At 53.0% G+C, this 17,785-nt stretch carries 15 protein-coding genes and 1 rRNA gene; 8 read left to right on the top strand and 8 right to left on the bottom strand.

Annotated features, from left to right (window positions below; translation table 11 throughout):
* Positions 1 to 4: 4 nt before the first annotated feature.
* Positions 5 to 1,828 (bottom strand): ribosome-dependent GTPase TypA, encoded by a 1,824-nt coding sequence (gene typA / locus ACOTX7_RS19535; protein WP_006808726.1) that lies wholly within the window; start codon positions 1,826 to 1,828, stop codon positions 5 to 7.
* Between the two features lie 377 nt (positions 1,829 to 2,205).
* Between typA and glnA the strand changes: the two genes are divergently transcribed.
* The 4 genes from glnA to ACOTX7_RS19515 all read left to right on the top strand — a co-directional run bounded on the left by glnA (position 2,206) and on the right by ACOTX7_RS19515 (position 6,477).
* Complete coding sequence (gene glnA / locus ACOTX7_RS19530; RefSeq protein WP_003861925.1) at positions 2,206 to 3,615, top strand: glutamate--ammonia ligase; 1,410 nt, start codon at positions 2,206 to 2,208, stop codon at positions 3,613 to 3,615.
* A 167-nt stretch (positions 3,616 to 3,782) separates the two neighbouring features.
* A complete protein-coding gene (gene glnL / locus ACOTX7_RS19525; RefSeq protein ID WP_006808727.1) occupies positions 3,783 to 4,832 on the top strand; it encodes a nitrogen regulation protein NR(II) in 1,050 nt (349 codons plus the stop codon).
* A gap of 11 nt (positions 4,833 to 4,843) precedes the next feature.
* The gene (glnG, locus tag ACOTX7_RS19520) at positions 4,844 to 6,256 is read left to right on the top strand and encodes a nitrogen regulation protein NR(I) (protein WP_003861919.1); all 1,413 of its coding nucleotides are present in this window, start codon (positions 4,844 to 4,846) and stop codon (positions 6,254 to 6,256) included.
* A gap of 110 nt (positions 6,257 to 6,366) precedes the next feature.
* Entirely contained in the window at positions 6,367 to 6,477 is a 111-nt protein-coding gene (locus tag ACOTX7_RS19515; RefSeq protein ID WP_017382667.1) for a YshB family small membrane protein, read from the top strand.
* 100 nt (positions 6,478 to 6,577) lie between these two features.
* Here ACOTX7_RS19515 and hemN read toward each other — a convergent pair whose 3' ends face one another.
* Both hemN and yihI read right to left on the bottom strand, forming a co-directional pair.
* Positions 6,578 to 7,951, bottom strand: coding sequence for an oxygen-independent coproporphyrinogen III oxidase (gene hemN, locus ACOTX7_RS19510; RefSeq protein ID WP_039274654.1), 1,374 nt, complete (start codon positions 7,949 to 7,951; stop codon positions 6,578 to 6,580).
* 188 nt (positions 7,952 to 8,139) lie between these two features.
* Complete coding sequence (gene yihI / locus ACOTX7_RS19505; RefSeq protein WP_221256682.1) at positions 8,140 to 8,655, bottom strand: Der GTPase-activating protein YihI; 516 nt, start codon at positions 8,653 to 8,655, stop codon at positions 8,140 to 8,142.
* 580 nt (positions 8,656 to 9,235) lie between these two features.
* Here yihI and yihA point away from each other — a divergent pair.
* Entirely contained in the window at positions 9,236 to 9,865 is a 630-nt protein-coding gene (gene yihA / locus ACOTX7_RS19500; RefSeq protein WP_003861913.1) for a ribosome biogenesis GTP-binding protein YihA/YsxC, read from the top strand.
* 312 nt (positions 9,866 to 10,177) lie between these two features.
* Here yihA and polA read toward each other — a convergent pair whose 3' ends face one another.
* The gene (polA, locus tag ACOTX7_RS19495) at positions 10,178 to 12,970 is read right to left on the bottom strand and encodes a DNA polymerase I (protein ID WP_221256683.1); all 2,793 of its coding nucleotides are present in this window, start codon (positions 12,968 to 12,970) and stop codon (positions 10,178 to 10,180) included.
* Positions 12,971 to 13,410: 440 nt separating this feature from the next.
* Here polA and ACOTX7_RS19490 point away from each other — a divergent pair, with 440 nt between their 5' ends.
* Positions 13,411 to 14,319, top strand: a complete 909-nt coding sequence (locus tag ACOTX7_RS19490) for an acyltransferase (protein ID WP_221256684.1) — start codon at positions 13,411 to 13,413, stop codon at positions 14,317 to 14,319.
* Positions 14,320 to 14,341: 22 nt separating this feature from the next.
* Here the strand turns inward: ACOTX7_RS19490 and dsbA are convergent, their stop codons facing one another.
* The 3 genes from dsbA to ACOTX7_RS19475 form a co-directional block, all read right to left on the bottom strand.
* Positions 14,342 to 14,965, bottom strand: coding sequence for a thiol:disulfide interchange protein DsbA (gene dsbA, locus ACOTX7_RS19485; RefSeq protein WP_047354406.1), 624 nt, complete (start codon positions 14,963 to 14,965; stop codon positions 14,342 to 14,344).
* A 27-nt stretch (positions 14,966 to 14,992) separates the two neighbouring features.
* Positions 14,993 to 15,979, bottom strand: a complete 987-nt coding sequence (locus ACOTX7_RS19480) for a serine/threonine protein kinase (protein WP_221256685.1) — start codon at positions 15,977 to 15,979, stop codon at positions 14,993 to 14,995.
* 75 nt (positions 15,980 to 16,054) lie between these two features.
* Entirely contained in the window at positions 16,055 to 16,324 is a 270-nt protein-coding gene (locus tag ACOTX7_RS19475; protein WP_003861904.1) for a YihD family protein, read from the bottom strand.
* Positions 16,325 to 16,392: 68 nt separating this feature from the next.
* On the opposite strand from ACOTX7_RS19475, the gene mobA reads away from it, so the two are divergent.
* Together mobA and mobB are read left to right on the top strand one after the other, a co-directional pair.
* Positions 16,393 to 16,977, top strand: a complete 585-nt coding sequence (mobA, locus tag ACOTX7_RS19470) for a molybdenum cofactor guanylyltransferase MobA (RefSeq protein WP_205922811.1) — start codon at positions 16,393 to 16,395, stop codon at positions 16,975 to 16,977.
* The gene (mobB, locus tag ACOTX7_RS19465; RefSeq protein ID WP_221813660.1) at positions 16,974 to 17,477 is read left to right on the top strand and encodes a molybdopterin-guanine dinucleotide biosynthesis protein MobB; all 504 of its coding nucleotides are present in this window, start codon (positions 16,974 to 16,976) and stop codon (positions 17,475 to 17,477) included. The genes mobA and mobB overlap by 4 nt, the downstream gene beginning before the upstream one ends.
* A gap of 99 nt (positions 17,478 to 17,576) precedes the next feature.
* On the opposite strand, the gene rrf is transcribed toward mobB, so the two are convergent.
* Positions 17,577 to 17,692 (bottom strand): 5S ribosomal RNA (rrf, locus tag ACOTX7_RS19460).
* Between the last annotated feature and the right edge of the window lie 93 nt (positions 17,693 to 17,785).

The following is a 17,785-nucleotide window of genomic DNA, read 5'->3' as shown; positions in this document are numbered from 1 at the left end:
CGAATTACTCTTCTTTCGCACCGCGCATAGCACGTTTACGATCGTTCTCGGTCAGGTGACGTTTACGGATACGAATTGACTGTGGCGTCACTTCGACCAGTTCGTCATCATCGATGAACTCCAGAGCCTGCTCCAGCGTCATCTTGATCGGTGGAACCAGAACCGTTGCTTCGTCAGTACCGGACGCACGCATGTTGGTCAGTTTCTTACCGGTCAGGCAGTTTACGGTCAGGTCGTTAGAACGGCTGTGAATACCGATGATCTGGCCTTCGTAAACTTCAGCACCGTGACCCAGGAACAGCTTACCGCGATCCTGCAAACCGAACAGCGCAAACGCAACCGCTTTACCCTGACCGTTGGAGATCAGCACGCCGTTGTTACGCTGGCCCACTTCGCCCGGACGCACGTCGTCGTAGTGGCTGAAGGTGGAGTACAGCAGACCCGTACCGGAGGTCATGGTCATGAACTCAGAACGGAAGCCGATCAGACCACGGCTTGGGATCACGTAGTCGAGACGTACGCGGCCTTTGCCATCTGGATTCATGTTTTTCAGATCGCCTTTACGCTCACCCAGCGCCTGCATCACAGAACCCTGGTGCTGCTCTTCAACGTCCAGCGTGACGTTTTCGAACGGCTCTTGTTTACGGCCATCGATTTCGCGGAAGATAACTTTCGGACGGGAAACCGCCATCTCGAAACCTTCACGACGCATGTTTTCAATCAGAACAGACAGGTGCAGCTCACCACGACCGGAAACGCGGAATGCATCAGCGTCTTCGGTTTCTTCAACGCGCAGCGCAACGTTGTGCACCAGCTCTTTGTTCAGGCGGTCAAGGATCTGACGAGAGGTAACGAATTTACCTTCTTTACCACAGAACGGAGAGGTGTTGACGTTGAAGAACATGGATACGGTTGGTTCATCAACGGACAGGGCTGGCAGCGCTTCGACGTTCTGCGGATCGCAGATGGTGTCGGAGATGTTCAGTTCACCCAGACCGGTGATGGCGATGATGTCGCCCGCTTCAGCGATGTCGCTCTCGATACGCTCAAGACCCAGGTGAGTCAGCACTTTACCGACTTTACCGTTACGGGTTTTGCCTTCGCTATCGATGATAGTGACCTGCTGGTTAGGCTTCACTTTACCGCGCTTGATACGGCCAATGCCGATTACGCCAACGTAGTTGTTGTAGTCGAGCTGGGAGATCTGCATTTGCAGGGTGCCTTCCAGGTCAACGTTTGGCGCAGGAACGCGGTCAACAATCGTCTGGTACAGCGGAGTCATGTCTTCCGCCATGTCTTCGTGATCCAGACCGGCGATACCGTTCAGCGCAGACGCATAAACGATAGGGAAGTCCAGCTGTTCGTCGGTCGCGTCGAGGTTAACGAACAGGTCGAAGACCTGGTCAACAACCCAGTCAGGACGCGCGCCAGGACGGTCAACCTTGTTGATCACAACGATAGGTTTCAGGCCATGGGCAAATGCTTTTTTGGTCACGAAGCGCGTTTGCGGCATAGGGCCATCAAATGCGTCAACCACCAGCAGCACGGAATCCACCATGGACATCACGCGCTCAACTTCACCACCGAAGTCGGCGTGCCCTGGGGTATCAACGATGTTGATACGGTAGTCATTCCATTTGATAGCGGTGTTTTTGGCGAGGATGGTAATCCCACGTTCTTTCTCCAAATCGTTGGAGTCCATCACACGCTCTTGAGTTTCGGCACGAGCATCAAACGTACCGGACTGCTGTAGCAGCTTATCAACCAGGGTAGTTTTACCATGGTCGACGTGCGCGATGATGGCGATATTACGCAATTTTTCGATCACAACTTTGCCTCAGGCATTTAGAAATAGCGCGTTATTGTACACGGATTAATCGCACTACAAAACAGGATCACAAACATCCCCCGCAAACAAGTATTGCAGAGATGCTTTGTGATCGCTTTCACGGAGCGGTAAAAGGGCACTTTAACGTAAATTGCACCAATATGGTGCTCAATGTTCACACTGAAGCACTATAATGGTGCAACAAATCCAATGTGGTGCAGCCCTTCTGCACTATGGTGCGCATGATAACGCCTTTTTGGGGTGTTTTAAAAGTTGGCACAGATTTCGCTTTACAGAAATACAGTAAAAATATGGCAGCCCAGCCGATTTGAAGACCTCGTTACCACGACGACAATGACCAATCTGGAGAGTTAAGTATGTCCGCTGAACACGTTTTGACGATGCTGAACGAACATGAAGTGAAGTTTGTTGATCTGCGCTTCACCGATACCAAAGGTAAAGAACAGCACGTCACGATCCCTGCTCATCAGGTGAACGCCGAATTCTTTGAAGAAGGCAAAATGTTTGACGGCTCCTCCATTGGCGGCTGGAAAGGCATTAACGAATCCGACATGGTTCTGATGCCAGATGCAACCACTGCGCTCATTGACCCGTTCTACGAAGAACCGACGCTGATCATCCGCTGCGATATCCTGGAACCAGGTACGCTGCAAGGCTATGACCGTGACCCACGCTCCATCGCAAAACGCGCTGAAGAGTACCTGCGTTCTACCGGTATCGCCGACACCGTTCTGTTCGGGCCAGAGCCAGAGTTCTTCCTGTTCGACGACATCCGTTTCGGTGCTTCCATTTCTGGCTCCCACGTGGCTATCGATGACATCGAAGGCGCATGGAACTCCTCCACCAAGTACGAAGGTGGTAACAAAGGTCACCGTCCTGGCGTGAAAGGCGGTTACTTCCCGGTTCCTCCGGTCGATTCTTCACAGGACATCCGTTCTACCATGTGTCTGATCATGGAAGAGATGGGCCTGGTTGTTGAAGCGCACCACCACGAAGTGGCGACCGCTGGCCAGAACGAAATCGCTACCCGCTTTAACACCATGACCAAAAAAGCGGATGAGATTCAGATCTACAAATACGTTGTGCACAACGTTGCGCACCGTTTCGGTAAAACCGCGACCTTCATGCCAAAACCAATGTTTGGCGACAACGGTTCCGGTATGCACTGCCACATGTCCCTGTCCAAGAACGGCACCAACCTGTTCTCTGGCGACAAGTATGCGGGTCTGTCTGAGCAGGCGCTGCACTACATCGGCGGTGTTATCAAACACGCTAAAGCGATCAACGCCCTGGCGAACCCAACCACGAACTCCTACAAGCGTCTGGTCCCAGGCTACGAAGCACCTGTGATGCTGGCATACTCTGCCCGTAACCGTTCTGCTTCTATCCGTATCCCGGTGGTTGCGTCTCCGAAAGCACGTCGTATCGAAGTGCGTTTCCCGGACCCGGCGGCTAACCCATACCTGTGCTTCGCAGCACTGCTGATGGCCGGTCTGGACGGTATCAAGAACAAGATCCACCCAGGCGAAGCCATGGACAAAAACCTGTACGACCTGCCGCCAGAAGAAGCGAAAGAGATCCCACAGGTTGCTGGCTCTCTGGAAGAAGCCCTCCAGGCGCTGGACGCGGACCGTGAGTTCCTGACCGCTGGCGGCGTGTTCACCGATGAAGCTATCGACGCTTACATCGCGCTGCGTACCGAAGAAAACGACCGCGTTCGCATGACGCCGCACCCGGTTGAGTTCGAACTGTACTACAGCGTTTAATTGATTTGTTTTACCCGGCGCATACGCGTCGGGAGTAGTTGCCGTGGAAACTTTAGCCCATCTTCGGATGGGCTTTTTTCTCCACCAACAACCTGATCTCACGCGCTTTTTACCTCTAAAACGCTATAATGCACTAAAATAGTGCAACGACTCCAGGAGACTGCTGAATGGCAACTGGCACGCTGCCCGATGCTGGGCAGATCCTCAATTCTTTGATTAACAGTATTTTGCTGGTCGACGACGAGCTGGCGGTGCATTACGCCAACCCGGCGGCGCAGCAGCTGCTCGCCCAAAGCGCCCGTAAACTGTTTGGCACGCCGTTGCCGGAACTGTTGAGCTATTTCTCGCTGAATATTGGCCTGATGCAGGAGAGTTTGCAGGCGGGTCAGGGCTTCACCGATAACGAAGTGACGCTGGTGATTGACGGACGCTCGCATATTTTGTCCCTCACCGCACAGCGCCTGCCAGATGGCATGATTCTGCTGGAAATGGCGCCGATGGATAACCAGCGACGTCTCAGCCAGGAGCAGCTTCAGCATGCACAGCAGATTGCGGCGCGTGACCTGGTGCGCGGGCTGGCCCATGAGATTAAAAACCCGCTGGGCGGCTTACGCGGTGCGGCACAGCTTTTGACCAAAGCGCTGCCTGACCCTGCCCTGGCGGAGTATACCAACGTCATTATTGAGCAGGCGGACCGTCTGCGTAATCTGGTCGATCGCCTGCTCGGGCCGCAGCAGCCGGGGATGCATGTTTCAGAAAGCATTCACAAGGTCGCGGAGCGGGTGGTGAAACTCGTCTCGATGGAGCTGCCGGATAACGTCACGCTGGTGCGAGACTACGACCCAAGCCTGCCGGAGCTGGCGCACGATCCAGACCAGATTGAACAGGTGCTGTTGAACATTGTGCGTAACGCGTTGCAGGCGCTGGGCCAGGAGGGTGGCGAAATTATTCTGCGTACCCGCACCGCGTTCCAGCTGACGTTGCACGGCGTGCGTTATCGTCTGGCGGCACGTATTGATGTGGAAGATAACGGGCCGGGGATCCCGCCGCATCTCCAGGACACTCTGTTCTACCCGATGGTCAGCGGTCGCGAAGGCGGCACCGGGCTGGGGTTATCCATAGCCCGAAATTTGATTGACCAACACTCCGGCAAAATTGAATTTACCAGTTGGCCGGGACATACCGAGTTTTCGGTTTTCCTGCCGATTAAAAAATAAAGGTGACGTTTATGCAACGAGGGATAGTCTGGGTAGTCGATGACGATAGCTCCATCCGTTGGGTGCTTGAACGCGCGCTCACAGGAGCGGGATTAAGCTGCACGACGTTTGAGAGCGGCAGCGAGGTGCTCGACGCACTCACCACCAAAACGCCGGACGTTCTGCTCTCGGATATCCGCATGCCGGGCATGGACGGACTGGCGCTCTTAAAGCAGATCAAACAGCGCCACCCTATGCTTCCGGTCATCATAATGACCGCCCACTCCGACCTGGATGCCGCCGTCAGTGCATACCAGCAGGGGGCGTTTGATTACCTGCCAAAACCGTTTGATATCGACGAAGCCGTTGCCCTGGTCGAACGTGCCATCAGCCACTATCAGGAGCAGCAGCAGCCCCGCCACGCGCCGGATTTCGGGCCTACGACGGACATCATCGGTGAAGCGCCGGCCATGCAGGACGTGTTTCGCATCATCGGGCGTCTGTCGCGCTCGTCTATCAGCGTCTTGATTAACGGTGAATCGGGGACCGGTAAAGAGCTGGTCGCACACGCCCTGCATCGCCACAGCCCACGGGCGAAAGCGCCCTTTATCGCCCTGAACATGGCGGCAATCCCCAAAGATTTGATTGAATCTGAGCTGTTCGGCCATGAAAAAGGGGCGTTTACCGGCGCGAATACCATTCGTCAGGGACGCTTTGAACAGGCTGACGGCGGGACGCTTTTCCTGGATGAAATCGGCGATATGCCGCTGGATGTGCAGACCCGACTGCTGCGCGTGCTGGCAGATGGCCAGTTTTACCGCGTGGGCGGGTATGCGCCGGTGAAGGTGGACGTGCGTATTATCGCCGCGACGCACCAGAACCTGGAGCTGCGTGTGCAGGAGGGGAAATTCCGTGAGGATTTATTCCACCGCCTGAACGTGATCCGCGTCCACCTGCCGCCACTGCGCGAGCGTCGGGAAGATATCCCGCGTCTGGCGCGCCATTTCCTGCAAGTGGCGGCCCGCGAACTGGGCGTGGAAGCCAAGCAGCTTCATCCGGAAACGGATGCCGCCCTCACCCGTCTGGCGTGGCCGGGCAACGTGCGTCAGCTGGAAAACACCTGTCGCTGGCTGACCGTGATGGCTGCCGGACAGGAGGTGTTGATTCAGGATCTCCCTGCCGAGCTGTTTGAAGCCACCGTGCCCGAAAGCACCGCCGGGCATGCGCTGCCGGACAGCTGGGCGACGCTGCTGGCCCAGTGGGCAGATCGCGCGCTGCGTTCCGGTCATCAAAATCTGCTCTCCGAAGCGCAGCCTGAGATGGAGCGCACGTTATTAACTACCGCGCTTCGTCATACCCAGGGCCACAAACAGGAAGCGGCTCGCCTGTTGGGATGGGGTCGAAATACCCTGACGCGCAAGCTGAAAGAGCTGGGAATGGAGTGATCGTACCCCGCTGTGTAAAGGTTATTAATTGAGCGCAAGGTGCCGTTATTTTGCGCTTTACTGTTCCGATGAGTTTTGTATGATCGTGCCCGGAAATTGGGGGGAGCATCATGCTGGAATCATTAGTGACTTTACTTTCGAGCGGAGCAGCAGAAAGCCACACGCCACAAACTGCCGTTGCGGCGGTATTGTGTGCGGCGCTGGTTGGGCTGTTTAGCTAACGAGCTGGTGATGAAAAGCCGGGTGGCGCTTCGCTTACCCGGCCTACATCTCGCACTTAAGTAGGCCGGGTAAGGCAAAGCCGCCACCCGGCATTACAGCTTAAATCACCCGCGAGAACTGCTGTAAACGCGCTTTCTGACGCAGATAGGCGTCAAAGCACATGCAGATATTACGAATCAACAGACGCCCTTTCGGCGTGACGACAATCGCGCTTTCCGACACATCCACCAGCCCGTCTTTCGCCAGCGGTGCAATCAGCTTCAGGTCTTCGGCAAAGTAATCGCTGAATTGCAGATCCCATTGCGCTTCCACGTCGCTGAAATCGAGACGGAAGTTGCAGATAAGCGCCTTAATCACATCGCGACGGATGCAGTCGTCACGGGTTAGCGCGATACCGCGCCACAATGCGTTACCCGTTTCATCAACCTGCTGGTAGTAGAGCTTCAGCTCTTTCTGGTTCTGCGCGTAGCAGTCGCCAATCATGCTGATCGCCGAGACGCCCATCCCCAGCAGATCGGTATCGCCCTGGGTGGTGTAACCCTGGAAATTACGGTGCAGGACCCCGTCACGCTGGGCAATCGCCAGCTCATCGTCCGGACGGGCAAAGTGATCCATCCCGATAAACTGATAGCCGGTTTCGGTCAGCGAGGCGATGGTCTCCTGCAAAATGTCCAGCTTCTGCTGGGCGGAAGGCAGATCCGCATCTTTGATTTTGCGCTGAGCGGCGAACAGCGTCGGCAGGTGCGCATAGTTAAAGACGCTCAGACGGTCCGGGTTGAGTTCAGCCACGCGCTTCAGCGTGAAGGCGAAGCTCTCCGGCGTCTGCTTTGGCAGGCCGTAAATCAGGTCGATATTGGTCGACGTAAAGCCGATATCACGCGCGTGGTTGAGTAAGGCAAAGATAAACGCTTCGTCCTGCTCACGGTTTACCAGGCGCTGTACTTCTTTGTTGAAGTCCTGCACGCCCATACTCAGACGATTGAAGCCTTCGGCGCGTAAATGATCCAGCACATCCAGTTCGATTTCACGCGGATCGACCTCGATCGAAATTTCGGCGTCGTCGTTAAATCTGAAATTGCCGCGCAGCAGCGCCATCAGACGGCTGATCTGCGCTTTATTCAGGTAGGTTGGCGTACCGCCGCCCCAGTGAAGCTGGCTGACGTGGCGCCCTTTAAACAGCGGTGCGCGGTGCAGAATTTCCTGCTCTAGCGCATCGAGGTATTGATCGGCTTTATGCTGCTGGCGGGTAACGATTTTATTGCAGCCGCAGAAGTAGCAGAGCTTGTGGCAGAACGGAATATGGACGTAGAGCGACAGCGGGCGCTCGGGATAGCGCGCCACAGCTTGCTGAAAATCCGCCTCGCCGAAAGCATCAGAGAACTCCAGCGCGGTGGGGTATGAGGTATAACGCGGCCCGGAATAGTTATATTTCTGGATCAGGGCCAAATCCCAGTCGATAGATGGTACAGACATGCTCACTCCTTCCGTTGGTGTCGCGTTCGTATACGGCGGCCCGTTCTGGTCCCGTTACGGGCCATCATTCGGGTGCGCAGCCACTTCTGTCGCCGCGACAACCGCCGTAGTTTAACGAATAACCACACCAGATAACATATAACCGGAAGGGTTATAAGCAGGACGAGTGTACCTGCCGGGTGCAAATGTTAGTTTCCACCTTTCAGCAGACGCATCATATCTTCCTGCTTTTCGTCTTCCTCTTCGTCTTCTTCATCATCGTAGGACAGACCCAGCTTCTGCATCAGTTCATCAATGCGGTCCAGTTTGGCGTCCACCCAGGACTGCTCTTCAGCGGTCAGGGTCTCGCCCTCTTCAAGACGTTCCAGCAGCGCGTCCAGGCGCTCATCGTTCTCCAGCATATCCAGCTCAGCCTGCGGTGAAAGCATAGGTTTCTCGCTCTTTGGTTTGTGCTGCTTAGTGACCGGCGTGTCTGTCACGCCCAGTGGAATGGGAGTTTTACTGCCGATACGAGGATCTTTCTGCTGTTTGTCTTTTGCAGAAGCGCCTGCGGCACCGCCACCGTTAGCACGGCTACCCGAAGCATGGCCACGATGTTTTTTATCGCGTTTACGATCGCGCGCTTCCTGGTTCAATTCTTCGCGCGTTTTGCGGCGTGCTTTTGCAGGGCGTTTCGCGCCCGCTGCGGAGGTCGGTTTTTTCATGATGTTTTATCTTTAAGTCGTTTTCTTCAGTATAGAATTGCGGCGAAATCTAGCAGAAAGCAAGCAAAGAAAAAAGGCGACAGAGCAATCTGTCGCCTTTTTTCCTGACTCACAACCCTTAGCGGGTCAGACATTCCCTGTTTGCCTACAACAAACCCTGTTAATCCCTTGGCTACTACCGTCCGTGATACGGTTCCGTTTCCTGTTAAATACGCCTCCAGGCGCCGGTCGTCCTGACAATCCTGAGTCTTCGCCTCCTGGCGCTCCTGACCCTTATCCTTAAGTCGTTATCCTGTTGGCATCCTCGCCCTGGCACATACTTTACCTTGTTCCCTTAAACTAACAAGCAATGACAAGGTACAAAACCGAATTTTCAGATAATTACTCATTATTAACTCATTGAATTTTAATATTTTGAGTTTTTTCGCGCCTGCGATTTCTCTTAAATTTCTCATACACATAAGGGCAGATCTCTCACACTCAGTAGGGTTTTCACTTACATGTCAATGACGATGGGAAAAGCCTTTTGCCCGCATTCAGGTATAATCCCCCGCAGATTACGATTTTTGGAGACGACCACGTGACTACCTGGAACTACCAACAGACGCATTTTGTCACCAGTGCGCCCGATATTCGCCACTTGCCCTCAGACACAGGGATTGAAGTGGCATTTGCTGGCCGCTCCAATGCGGGAAAATCCAGCGCCCTGAATACGCTGACCAATCAGAAAAACCTGGCGCGTACCTCAAAAACACCTGGCCGTACCCAGCTGATTAACCTGTTTGAAGTGGCTGAAGGCAAACGCCTGGTCGATTTACCGGGCTACGGTTACGCGCAGGTGCCGGAAGAGATGAAGATCAAATGGCAGCGTGCGCTGGGAGAATACCTGGAAAAACGCATGTGTCTGAAAGGTCTGGTGGTGCTGATGGATATTCGTCATCCGCTGAAAGATCTCGATCAACAGATGATTGACTGGGCGGTGGCAAGCGATATTGCGGTGCTGGTACTGCTGACAAAAGCGGATAAGCTGGCGAGCGGCGCGCGCAAGGCGCAGGTGAACAAGGTGCGTGAAGCGGTGCTGGCATTCAACGGTGATGTGCAGGTCGAACCGTTCTCCTCGCTGAAAAAACAGGGCGTGGATAAACTGCGACAGAAGCTGGACAGCTGGTTTAACGATCTGGAACCGGCGACAGAAGCGGAAGCAGAATAACAACAGGCGCGGTGATGACCGCGCTTTTTTTTGCCTGAAATTTTCTTTGCCGCAATAAAAAACGCCCCAGTCATTACTGACTGGGGCGGCTAAAATATTCAGCCAAATCCGATTACGTGAAGTAAAAGGTCTGAAAGATAGAACATCTTACCTCTGTACCCTACGTCGTTAACTCTACTCTTTTTTTATCGCTGGACAAAGCACTTTTTGTAGTTTTTTTTCATTCTTTACATAGGGAATTCTAATGATCGTCACAAAAAGCGCGTACTTATGTTGCTTACTTACATAAAACGAGCGTTATTCCGATAACCCTTAGTGAGCCTGATCCCAGTTTTCGCCGCTACCGACTTCCACCAGCAACGGTACGTCCAGCTTCATGCTGTTTTCCATCAGTTCGTGGATCTTCCCGGAGACCGTCTCCAGATCGTCTTTATGAACTTCAAAGACCAGTTCATCGTGTACCTGCATGATCATTTTCACGCGCGGTTTCTCTTTTTCCAGCCAGGCATCAACGGCGATCATTGCGCGTTTAATGATGTCTGCCGCCGTGCCCTGCATCGGGGCGTTGATCGCAGCACGTTCTGCACCCGCGCGGCGCGCGGCGTTGCTGGATTTGATATCCGGAAGGTAGAGACGACGGCCATCCAGCGTTTCAACGTAGCCTTTCTCTTTCGCCTGCGCACGGGTCCGCTCCATATATTCCAGCACGCCCGGATACCGCTCGAAGTAGAGATCCATATACTTCTGCGACTCTTTACGCGGAATGTTGAGCTGGCGTGAGAGGCCAAAGGCACTCATGCCGTAAATCAGACCGAAGTTGATCGCTTTTGCGCTACGACGCTGTTCGTTTGTCACGCTTTCCAGCGGCAGCCCAAACACTTCGGCAGCGGTAGCCCGGTGGATGTCCTTCCCTTCGGCAAATGCCGTCAGCAGGCCCTGGTCGCGCGACAGGTGCGCCATAATGCGCAGTTCGATTTGCGAGTAGTCCGCGGAGACAATCAGGTAATCCTCTGGCGCAATAAAAGCCTGGCGAATACGGCGGCCCTCTTCATTACGTACCGGAATGTTCTGAAGGTTGGGATCGGTTGACGAAAGTCGCCCGGTCGCCGCCACTGCCTGGTGATAAGAGGTGTGTACGCGGCCCGTTTTCGGGTTGATCATCAGCGGCAGTTTGTCGGTATAGGTCGATTTCAGCTTAGCCAGACCACGGTATTGCAGAATAACTTTAGGCAGCGGGTAGTCCAGCGCCAGCTCTTCCAGCACCTCTTCAGACGTTGAAGGGGCACCGCCCGGGGTTTTCTTCAGCGGCTTGATACCCTGTTTTTCAAACAGGATGGTTTGCAGCTGTTTCGGTGACGACAGGTTAAATGCCTCGCCAGCAAGCTCATGCGCTTTCTGTTCAAGCTCGGTCAGACGCTGCGCCAGCTCGCCAGAGTGGTTATGCAGCACCGTTGGGTCGATTTTAACGCCGTTGCGCTCAATGCGGGACAGCACAGGCACCAGCGGCATCTCAATGTTCTGGAACACATTCAGCGGCCCTTCGTGCTTCTGCAATTTCGGCCACATTTTGAGATGCAGTTGTAGCGTGACGTCAGCGTCTTCCGCGGCGTAGCGGCCTGCTTCTTCCAGCGCAATCTGGTTAAAGGTCAGCTGATTTTTGCCCTTACCGGCAATTTCTTCAAAGGTGATGGTTTTGTGTTTCAGCCAACGATCGGATAAGGAATCCATATCATGGCGGCCCGCCACGCTGTCCAGAATGTAAGATTCCAGCATGGTGTCAAAGGCGATACCACGCAGCTCAATGCCGTAGTTTTGCAAAATACCGCGGTCGTACTTCAGGTTTTGCCCGACCTTCAGCGCTTTCTCGTCTTCCAGAATCGGCTTCAGCAGTTCTAAGGCACGCTCGCGAGAGATTTGCTCTGGCGCATCCAGATAGTCATGAGCTACCGGAACATAGGCTGCAACACCCGGCTCCGTCGCAAATGACAGGCCCACCATATTGGCAGAAATGTTATCGAGGCTGTCCGTTTCGGTATCGAAAGCAAATACTGGCGCTTTTTTCAGCTTTTCAATCCAGGCGACAAGCTGTGATTCCTCAAGGACGGTTTCATAGTTGTCGAAGGAGAGCGCTGTTGCTTCTTCTTCAGTCTGCTCTTCAGCATCGACAACGATGGTCTCTTTCGGCTTCGCCGCAGGTTTTGCCCCTTTCGCCTGAAGCCATTTGCCAGCTTCAACATCCGCAGTCCAGCGTTTAAATTCGTATTTTCTGAACAGGCCAAGCAGTTCGTCGGCGGCAGGTTCCTGCACTTCCAGCTGCTCGCAGGTAAGTTCCAGCTCTACGTCAGTTTTGATGGTGGCCAACTGGTAGGAGAGATAAGCCACCTCTTTGTTATCGGCAAGCTTTCCGGCCATGGTTTTTGCGCCACGGAAGGTAAGACCGGCAATTTTGTCGGACTCAGCATACAGCGTATCCAGCCCGCCCAGCCCTTGCAGCAGCGCCTGAGCTGTTTTTTCGCCCACGCCCGGCACGCCAGGAATATTGTCCGAGGAATCGCCCATCAGGGCGAGGAAATCAATAATGAGTTCTGGCGGCACGCCATATTTGGCGACCACTTCTTCCGGGCCAAGAATGGTGTTGGTCATGGTGTTGATCAGCGTGATCCCAGGCGTGACCAGCTGCGCCATGTCTTTATCACCGGTACTGATCAAGACCGGGCGGCCTGCTTTTTCCGCTTCGCGCGCCAGCGTACCTATTACGTCGTCAGCTTCAACACCTGAGACCGCCAGCAGGGGCAGCCCCATCGCTTTCACCATAGCGTGCAGTGGTTCAATCTGCGCACGCAGATCGTCAGGCATCGGAGGACGGTGTGATTTGTAATGCTCAAATAATTCATCACGGAAGGTTTTACCCTTCGCATCAAACACCACGGCCGCATGAGTTGGGTGGTATTGCAGAATCAGGCTGCGCAGCATATTCAGCACGCCGTACATTGCGCCGGTAGGTTCCCCTGCGCTGTTGGTCAGAGGAGGAAACGCATGATACGCCCGATACAGGTAAGAAGAGCCATCGACGAGTATAAGTGGGTTTTCTGGGATCTGAACCATAATGTCCGTGCCTTTTATGAATTTATGGGTAAAGGATGCCACAGAAGGATGAAAACATCAGGTTTTAGCGCTTTATACAGAAAAAGATTTTGCGATCGGGAAGATCGCTCGCAAAACAAAACTGTGGATAAGTTTGTGCATATTTTTAATACAGGTGAATAAGAGTTCGATAAAACTGATGCCCGAAACTTAATTATCAAACAAAATCAATGTATTAACATTAGATCAATAAAGATCATGCCTTACTGATGGTTATTTAGTCTATGTGGATATAAGACTTAAGCACTCTGTCTATATAGAAAAATTGGCTGCCTGGCAGTAAAGGCCGGAAGCCTCTTCGCGTGAAAGCGCCCTGGTCTAAGCGAATTTCTGATAAGATCGGCGCCCAGCACCGGATAGCCGGCTGCTCAATTACAGCTAACTATCTGAAAAAATTCATCATGTCGAGAATACTCGCTGCGATAACATTATTGTTAAGCGTCATTTTAACTATCCTGGTTACCATCGCCTGTTCTGTGCCAATCATCATTGCCGGAATAATTAAGCTCCTGCTGCCTGTCCCTCCGGTATGGCGTGCGGTATCTGCTTTTTGTAATTTTATGATGTACTGCTGGTGTGAAGGGCTGGCGATCCTGTTGCATCTGAACCCCTGGCTGAAGTGGGATGTTCAGGGTCTGGAAAAGCTGAACAAAAAGAACTGGTATCTGCTGATTTGCAATCATCACAGCTGGGCCGACATCGTTGTATTGTGTGTGCTGTTTCGCAAACACATTCCGATGAACAAATACTTTCTGAAACAGCAGCTGGCCTGGGTGCCTTTCATTGGTCTGGCCTGCTGGGCGCTGGATATGCCGTTTATGAAACGCTATTCACGCAGCTATTTGCTTCGTCATCCGGAACGCCGCGGTAAGGACGTGGAAACCACGCGCCGTTCCTGCGAGAAGTTTCGCGCGCATCCCACCACCATTGTTAACTTCGTCGAAGGATCACGCTTTACCGAAGAGAAGCGTCAGCAGACTCGCTCTCCCTATCAGAATCTGTTGCCGCCAAAGGCTGCGGGCATCGCAATGGCGCTCAACGTGCTGGGTGAGCAGTTCGATAAATTGCTGAACGTAACGCTCTGCTATCCGGAAAACGACAGGACGCCGTTCTACGACATGCTCAGCGGCAAGCTGACGCGTATCGTTGTCCGCGTTGATCTGGTCGCCGTCAACACTGAACTGCACGGGGATTACGTGAACGATAAAAACTTCAAACGTCGTTTCCAGCTTTGGCTTAATACACTCTGGAAAGAGAAAGACGAACAGATAGCGCAGGTAAAATCTTCATACAAAAACGCCGGTCAGTGACCGGCGTTTTTCTTTATGTTTGTTACTTTTTCTCAACCAGGTATTTCACGGTATCAGCGTACTGTTGTACGAAGATATCCATGCTGGTCGTGTCCATACCACGCGTATTCACCTGGTATTTGCCGTTAACATACATCGCCGGCACGCCCTGCAACTGGAAGTCAGCGGCAGCTTTTTCCTGCTGTGCCACGAGAGATTTCACCACAAAACTGTTCCAGGCCGCGTCGTAGTCTTCACCTTTCACACCGGCATCCACGAACACTTTACGGATATCTGCCGTGGTTTGTACGGTCTGGGTTTTCTGTACGGCTTCAAACATAGGCGCGGTGACCTTATCTTCCACACCCAGCGCAATCGCAACCGCCCATGCCTGAGTCAGATCTTTACCCAGTGGGCCAAGGAACTCAACGTGGTATTTCGTCATTTTAGTGCCTTCCGGCAGCTTTTTCTTCACGTTGTCAGAAACATGAAGTACCTGCTCAAACTCGTAGCAATGCGGGCAGTAGAAGGAGAAGAACTCCAGCACCTGAGGCTCGCCAGCAACAGGCTTGTCCAGCGTGATGTACTGCTTGCCGTCGGTAAACTGCGCAGCAGTTGCGCTAAATGCCAGAATCATACCAGCCAGCGCCAGCCAAATTTTTTTCATGATTAACTCTCTCCTGGGTGTGTCCAATTAATACATCGGCGTTAATTGCAAAGGGGGTTCCTGTAGAACCTTAACCTGCTCGGTAAATGTGGATATCTGGTTGCGCCAGTAATCCTCCCCGGTAAGCCAGGGGAAATTTCGGGGAAAAGCCGGGTCTTCCCAACGCCTGATTAACCACGCGAGATAATAAACAAAACGCATCGCACGTAAAGGCTCTATCAAGGCAATTTCGTCTGAATTAAAGGGGCTAAATTCTTCATAAGCTTCAATTATGGTCTCAAGCTGCATGCGCTGCTCGGCTTTATCACCGTTGAGCAGCATCCACAGATCCTGCACCGCGGGTCCCATACGAGCATCATCAAGATCGACAAATAGCGGCCCGTCGCGCCAGAGAATATTCCCGGCGTGGCAGTCACCGTGCAGGCGTAGAGCAGTAATATCATCACGCCAGCAGGCTTTTACAGCATCAATAAGCTTATCGGTCGCTGTGAGGAAATGACCCTTTAGCGCATTCGGGATCAGCGACGATGTGTCGAATACCTGGCGCGGCTCAATAAGATATTCCTGAACACCAATCGTCGGACGGGCAACAAATGTTTTTTTACGTCCGGTCTGATGAATGCGCCCCAGATAGCGGGCAACCCATTCCATCTGATCGATATTATCCGCCTCAAACTGTCTTCCGCCCAGGCTCGGAAATACTGCGTAATAAAAGCCCTGATGGGTCAGCAGCGTCTGGTTATTGAATTTGAGCGGTGCCGCAACGGGAACATCGTCATCCAGCAGATCGTGGGCAAACTGATGTTCTTCCTGAATTTGTTCTGCGGACCAGCGCTGTGGACGGTAAAACTTTACGACAAAGCGCTGGCGCTCTTCGTCCTGAAATTGATAGACGCGGTTTTCGTAGCTGTTTAAAGGGGTTAACCCGGAATCCACCCGAATACCCTGCTCGAACAGCGCATCCATAATGGTATCCGGGTGTAATGTCTTGAAAGTAAAAGCCTGGTCGTTCATCCGATCATCCGGAAATTATACGAATGATTCAGGATATCATCTTGTGGCGATTTCGGTGGCTCCGCTTACAAGCTTTTACTCTTTAATTACGCCTCGGGCGCGCAGTAATGCGGTTTTAAAATCTTCCTCATAGTCTTTCTGAATCCCAGGAATTACAGCATCTTTAGCCGAATCACGCATTTTGAGGTGGTAGATCAGGATGTCGTCAGAAAGGTCTGCCAGTTCGCCATCAAAACCTGACTCTTTCGCCAGTTTCTGTAAAAATTGCATCAGATTCAGCTCTGGCTCTTTTTGCCAGGCCGGCTGGAGAAGCTCAATGACTTCATTAAGACGTTTACATTTCATGGTAGTGCTCCTTTCATTTAGAGAGACACGTTAGCAGGGTCAATCCCACAATAAAAGAGGCGATATTCGTGAATCAATGCCAGGAAATCATCGGGGTCGTTCTGGCCGGGGGCAGGGCAACGCGAATGGGCGGAAAGGATAAGGGTCTTCAGCTCCTGAACAATACCCCCTTGTGGCAGCATGTTGCTGATACGCTGGCAAATCAGGTGTCGTCGATGGCGATCAGCGCTAACCGGCATATTGATATTTATCAGCGCAGCGGGTATCCGGTTTATCAGGATAACCTGGTGGACTACCCTGGCCCGCTTGCGGGAATGCTTTCCGTTATGCAGCAGTCGCACGGAGAGTGGTTTCTCTTTTGTTCATGTGATACGCCCTTCATCCCGTCCTGTCTGGTTGAACGTCTGGTGCAGCGGCGCGATGGTGCTCCCGTCGTCTGGGTACACGACGGTGAACGCGACCATCCGACTATCGCATTGATGAATCGCTCGTTAATACCCGCACTGGAAGATTACCTGGCCGCAGGAGAGCGACGCGTAATGGTTTTTATGCGCCAGTCAGGAGGTCATTCCGTTGATTTCAGCGACATGAAATCAGCATTTGTGAATGTGAACACCACGGAAGATTTAAAGATGATGCAGGTGAAGAAATGATACCCGTTTTAGCGATCTCTGCCTGGAGTGGCACCGGGAAGACTACGCTGCTAAAAAAATTGATACCTGCGCTTTGCGTCAAAGGTATTCGTCCCGGATTGATTAAGCATACGCACCATAACATGGATGTCGATAAGCCCGGGAAAGATAGCTATGAGCTGCGTAAGGCTGGCGCTGCACAAACGATGGTGGCGAGTAACCAGCGCTGGGCGTTAATGACCGAAACACCGGATGAAGCACCGCTGGATCTCGCTTATCTTGTCAGCCGGATGGATCACTCCACGCTGGATCTGATACTGGTTGAGGGATTTAAGCATGAAGCTGTTGCGAAGATCCTGCTGTTCAGAAGCGATGCCGGGCATGACGTAAGTGAGTTAACGCTGGATGAACATGTGATTGCCGTGGCCAGTGACGTTGCGTTGACGCTGGAAGTACCGGTTCTGGATTTGAATGATGTGGAGGGGATTGCAGAGTTTATTGTGACGTGGAGTGCGCTGTGACTCGCCGGGTGGCGGCTTCGCCTTACCCGGCCTGCAAAATTCAGGGGTATAAAAACGCAAAAAGGCCATCCTTCCGGATGGCCTCTTCACTTGTTTGATGCCTGGCAGTTCCCTACTCTCACATGGGGAGACCCCACACTACCATCGGCGCTACGGCGTTTCACTTCTGAGTTCGGCATGGGGTCAGGTGGGACCACCGCGCTAAAGCCGCCAGGCAAATTCTGTTATCTGTATCAGGCTGAAAATTTCGTCTCTTCGCCAAAACATCTTCGGCGTTGTAAGGTTAAGCCTCACGGTTCATTAGTATC

The sequence above is a fragment of the Enterobacter cloacae complex sp. IR5418 genome (assembly GCF_049238105.1).
Classification (GTDB): domain Bacteria; phylum Pseudomonadota; class Gammaproteobacteria; order Enterobacterales; family Enterobacteriaceae; genus Enterobacter; species Enterobacter hormaechei.
The sequence above is the reverse complement of the archived record's forward strand: the minus strand, read 5'-3'. Positions and strand labels throughout refer to the sequence as shown.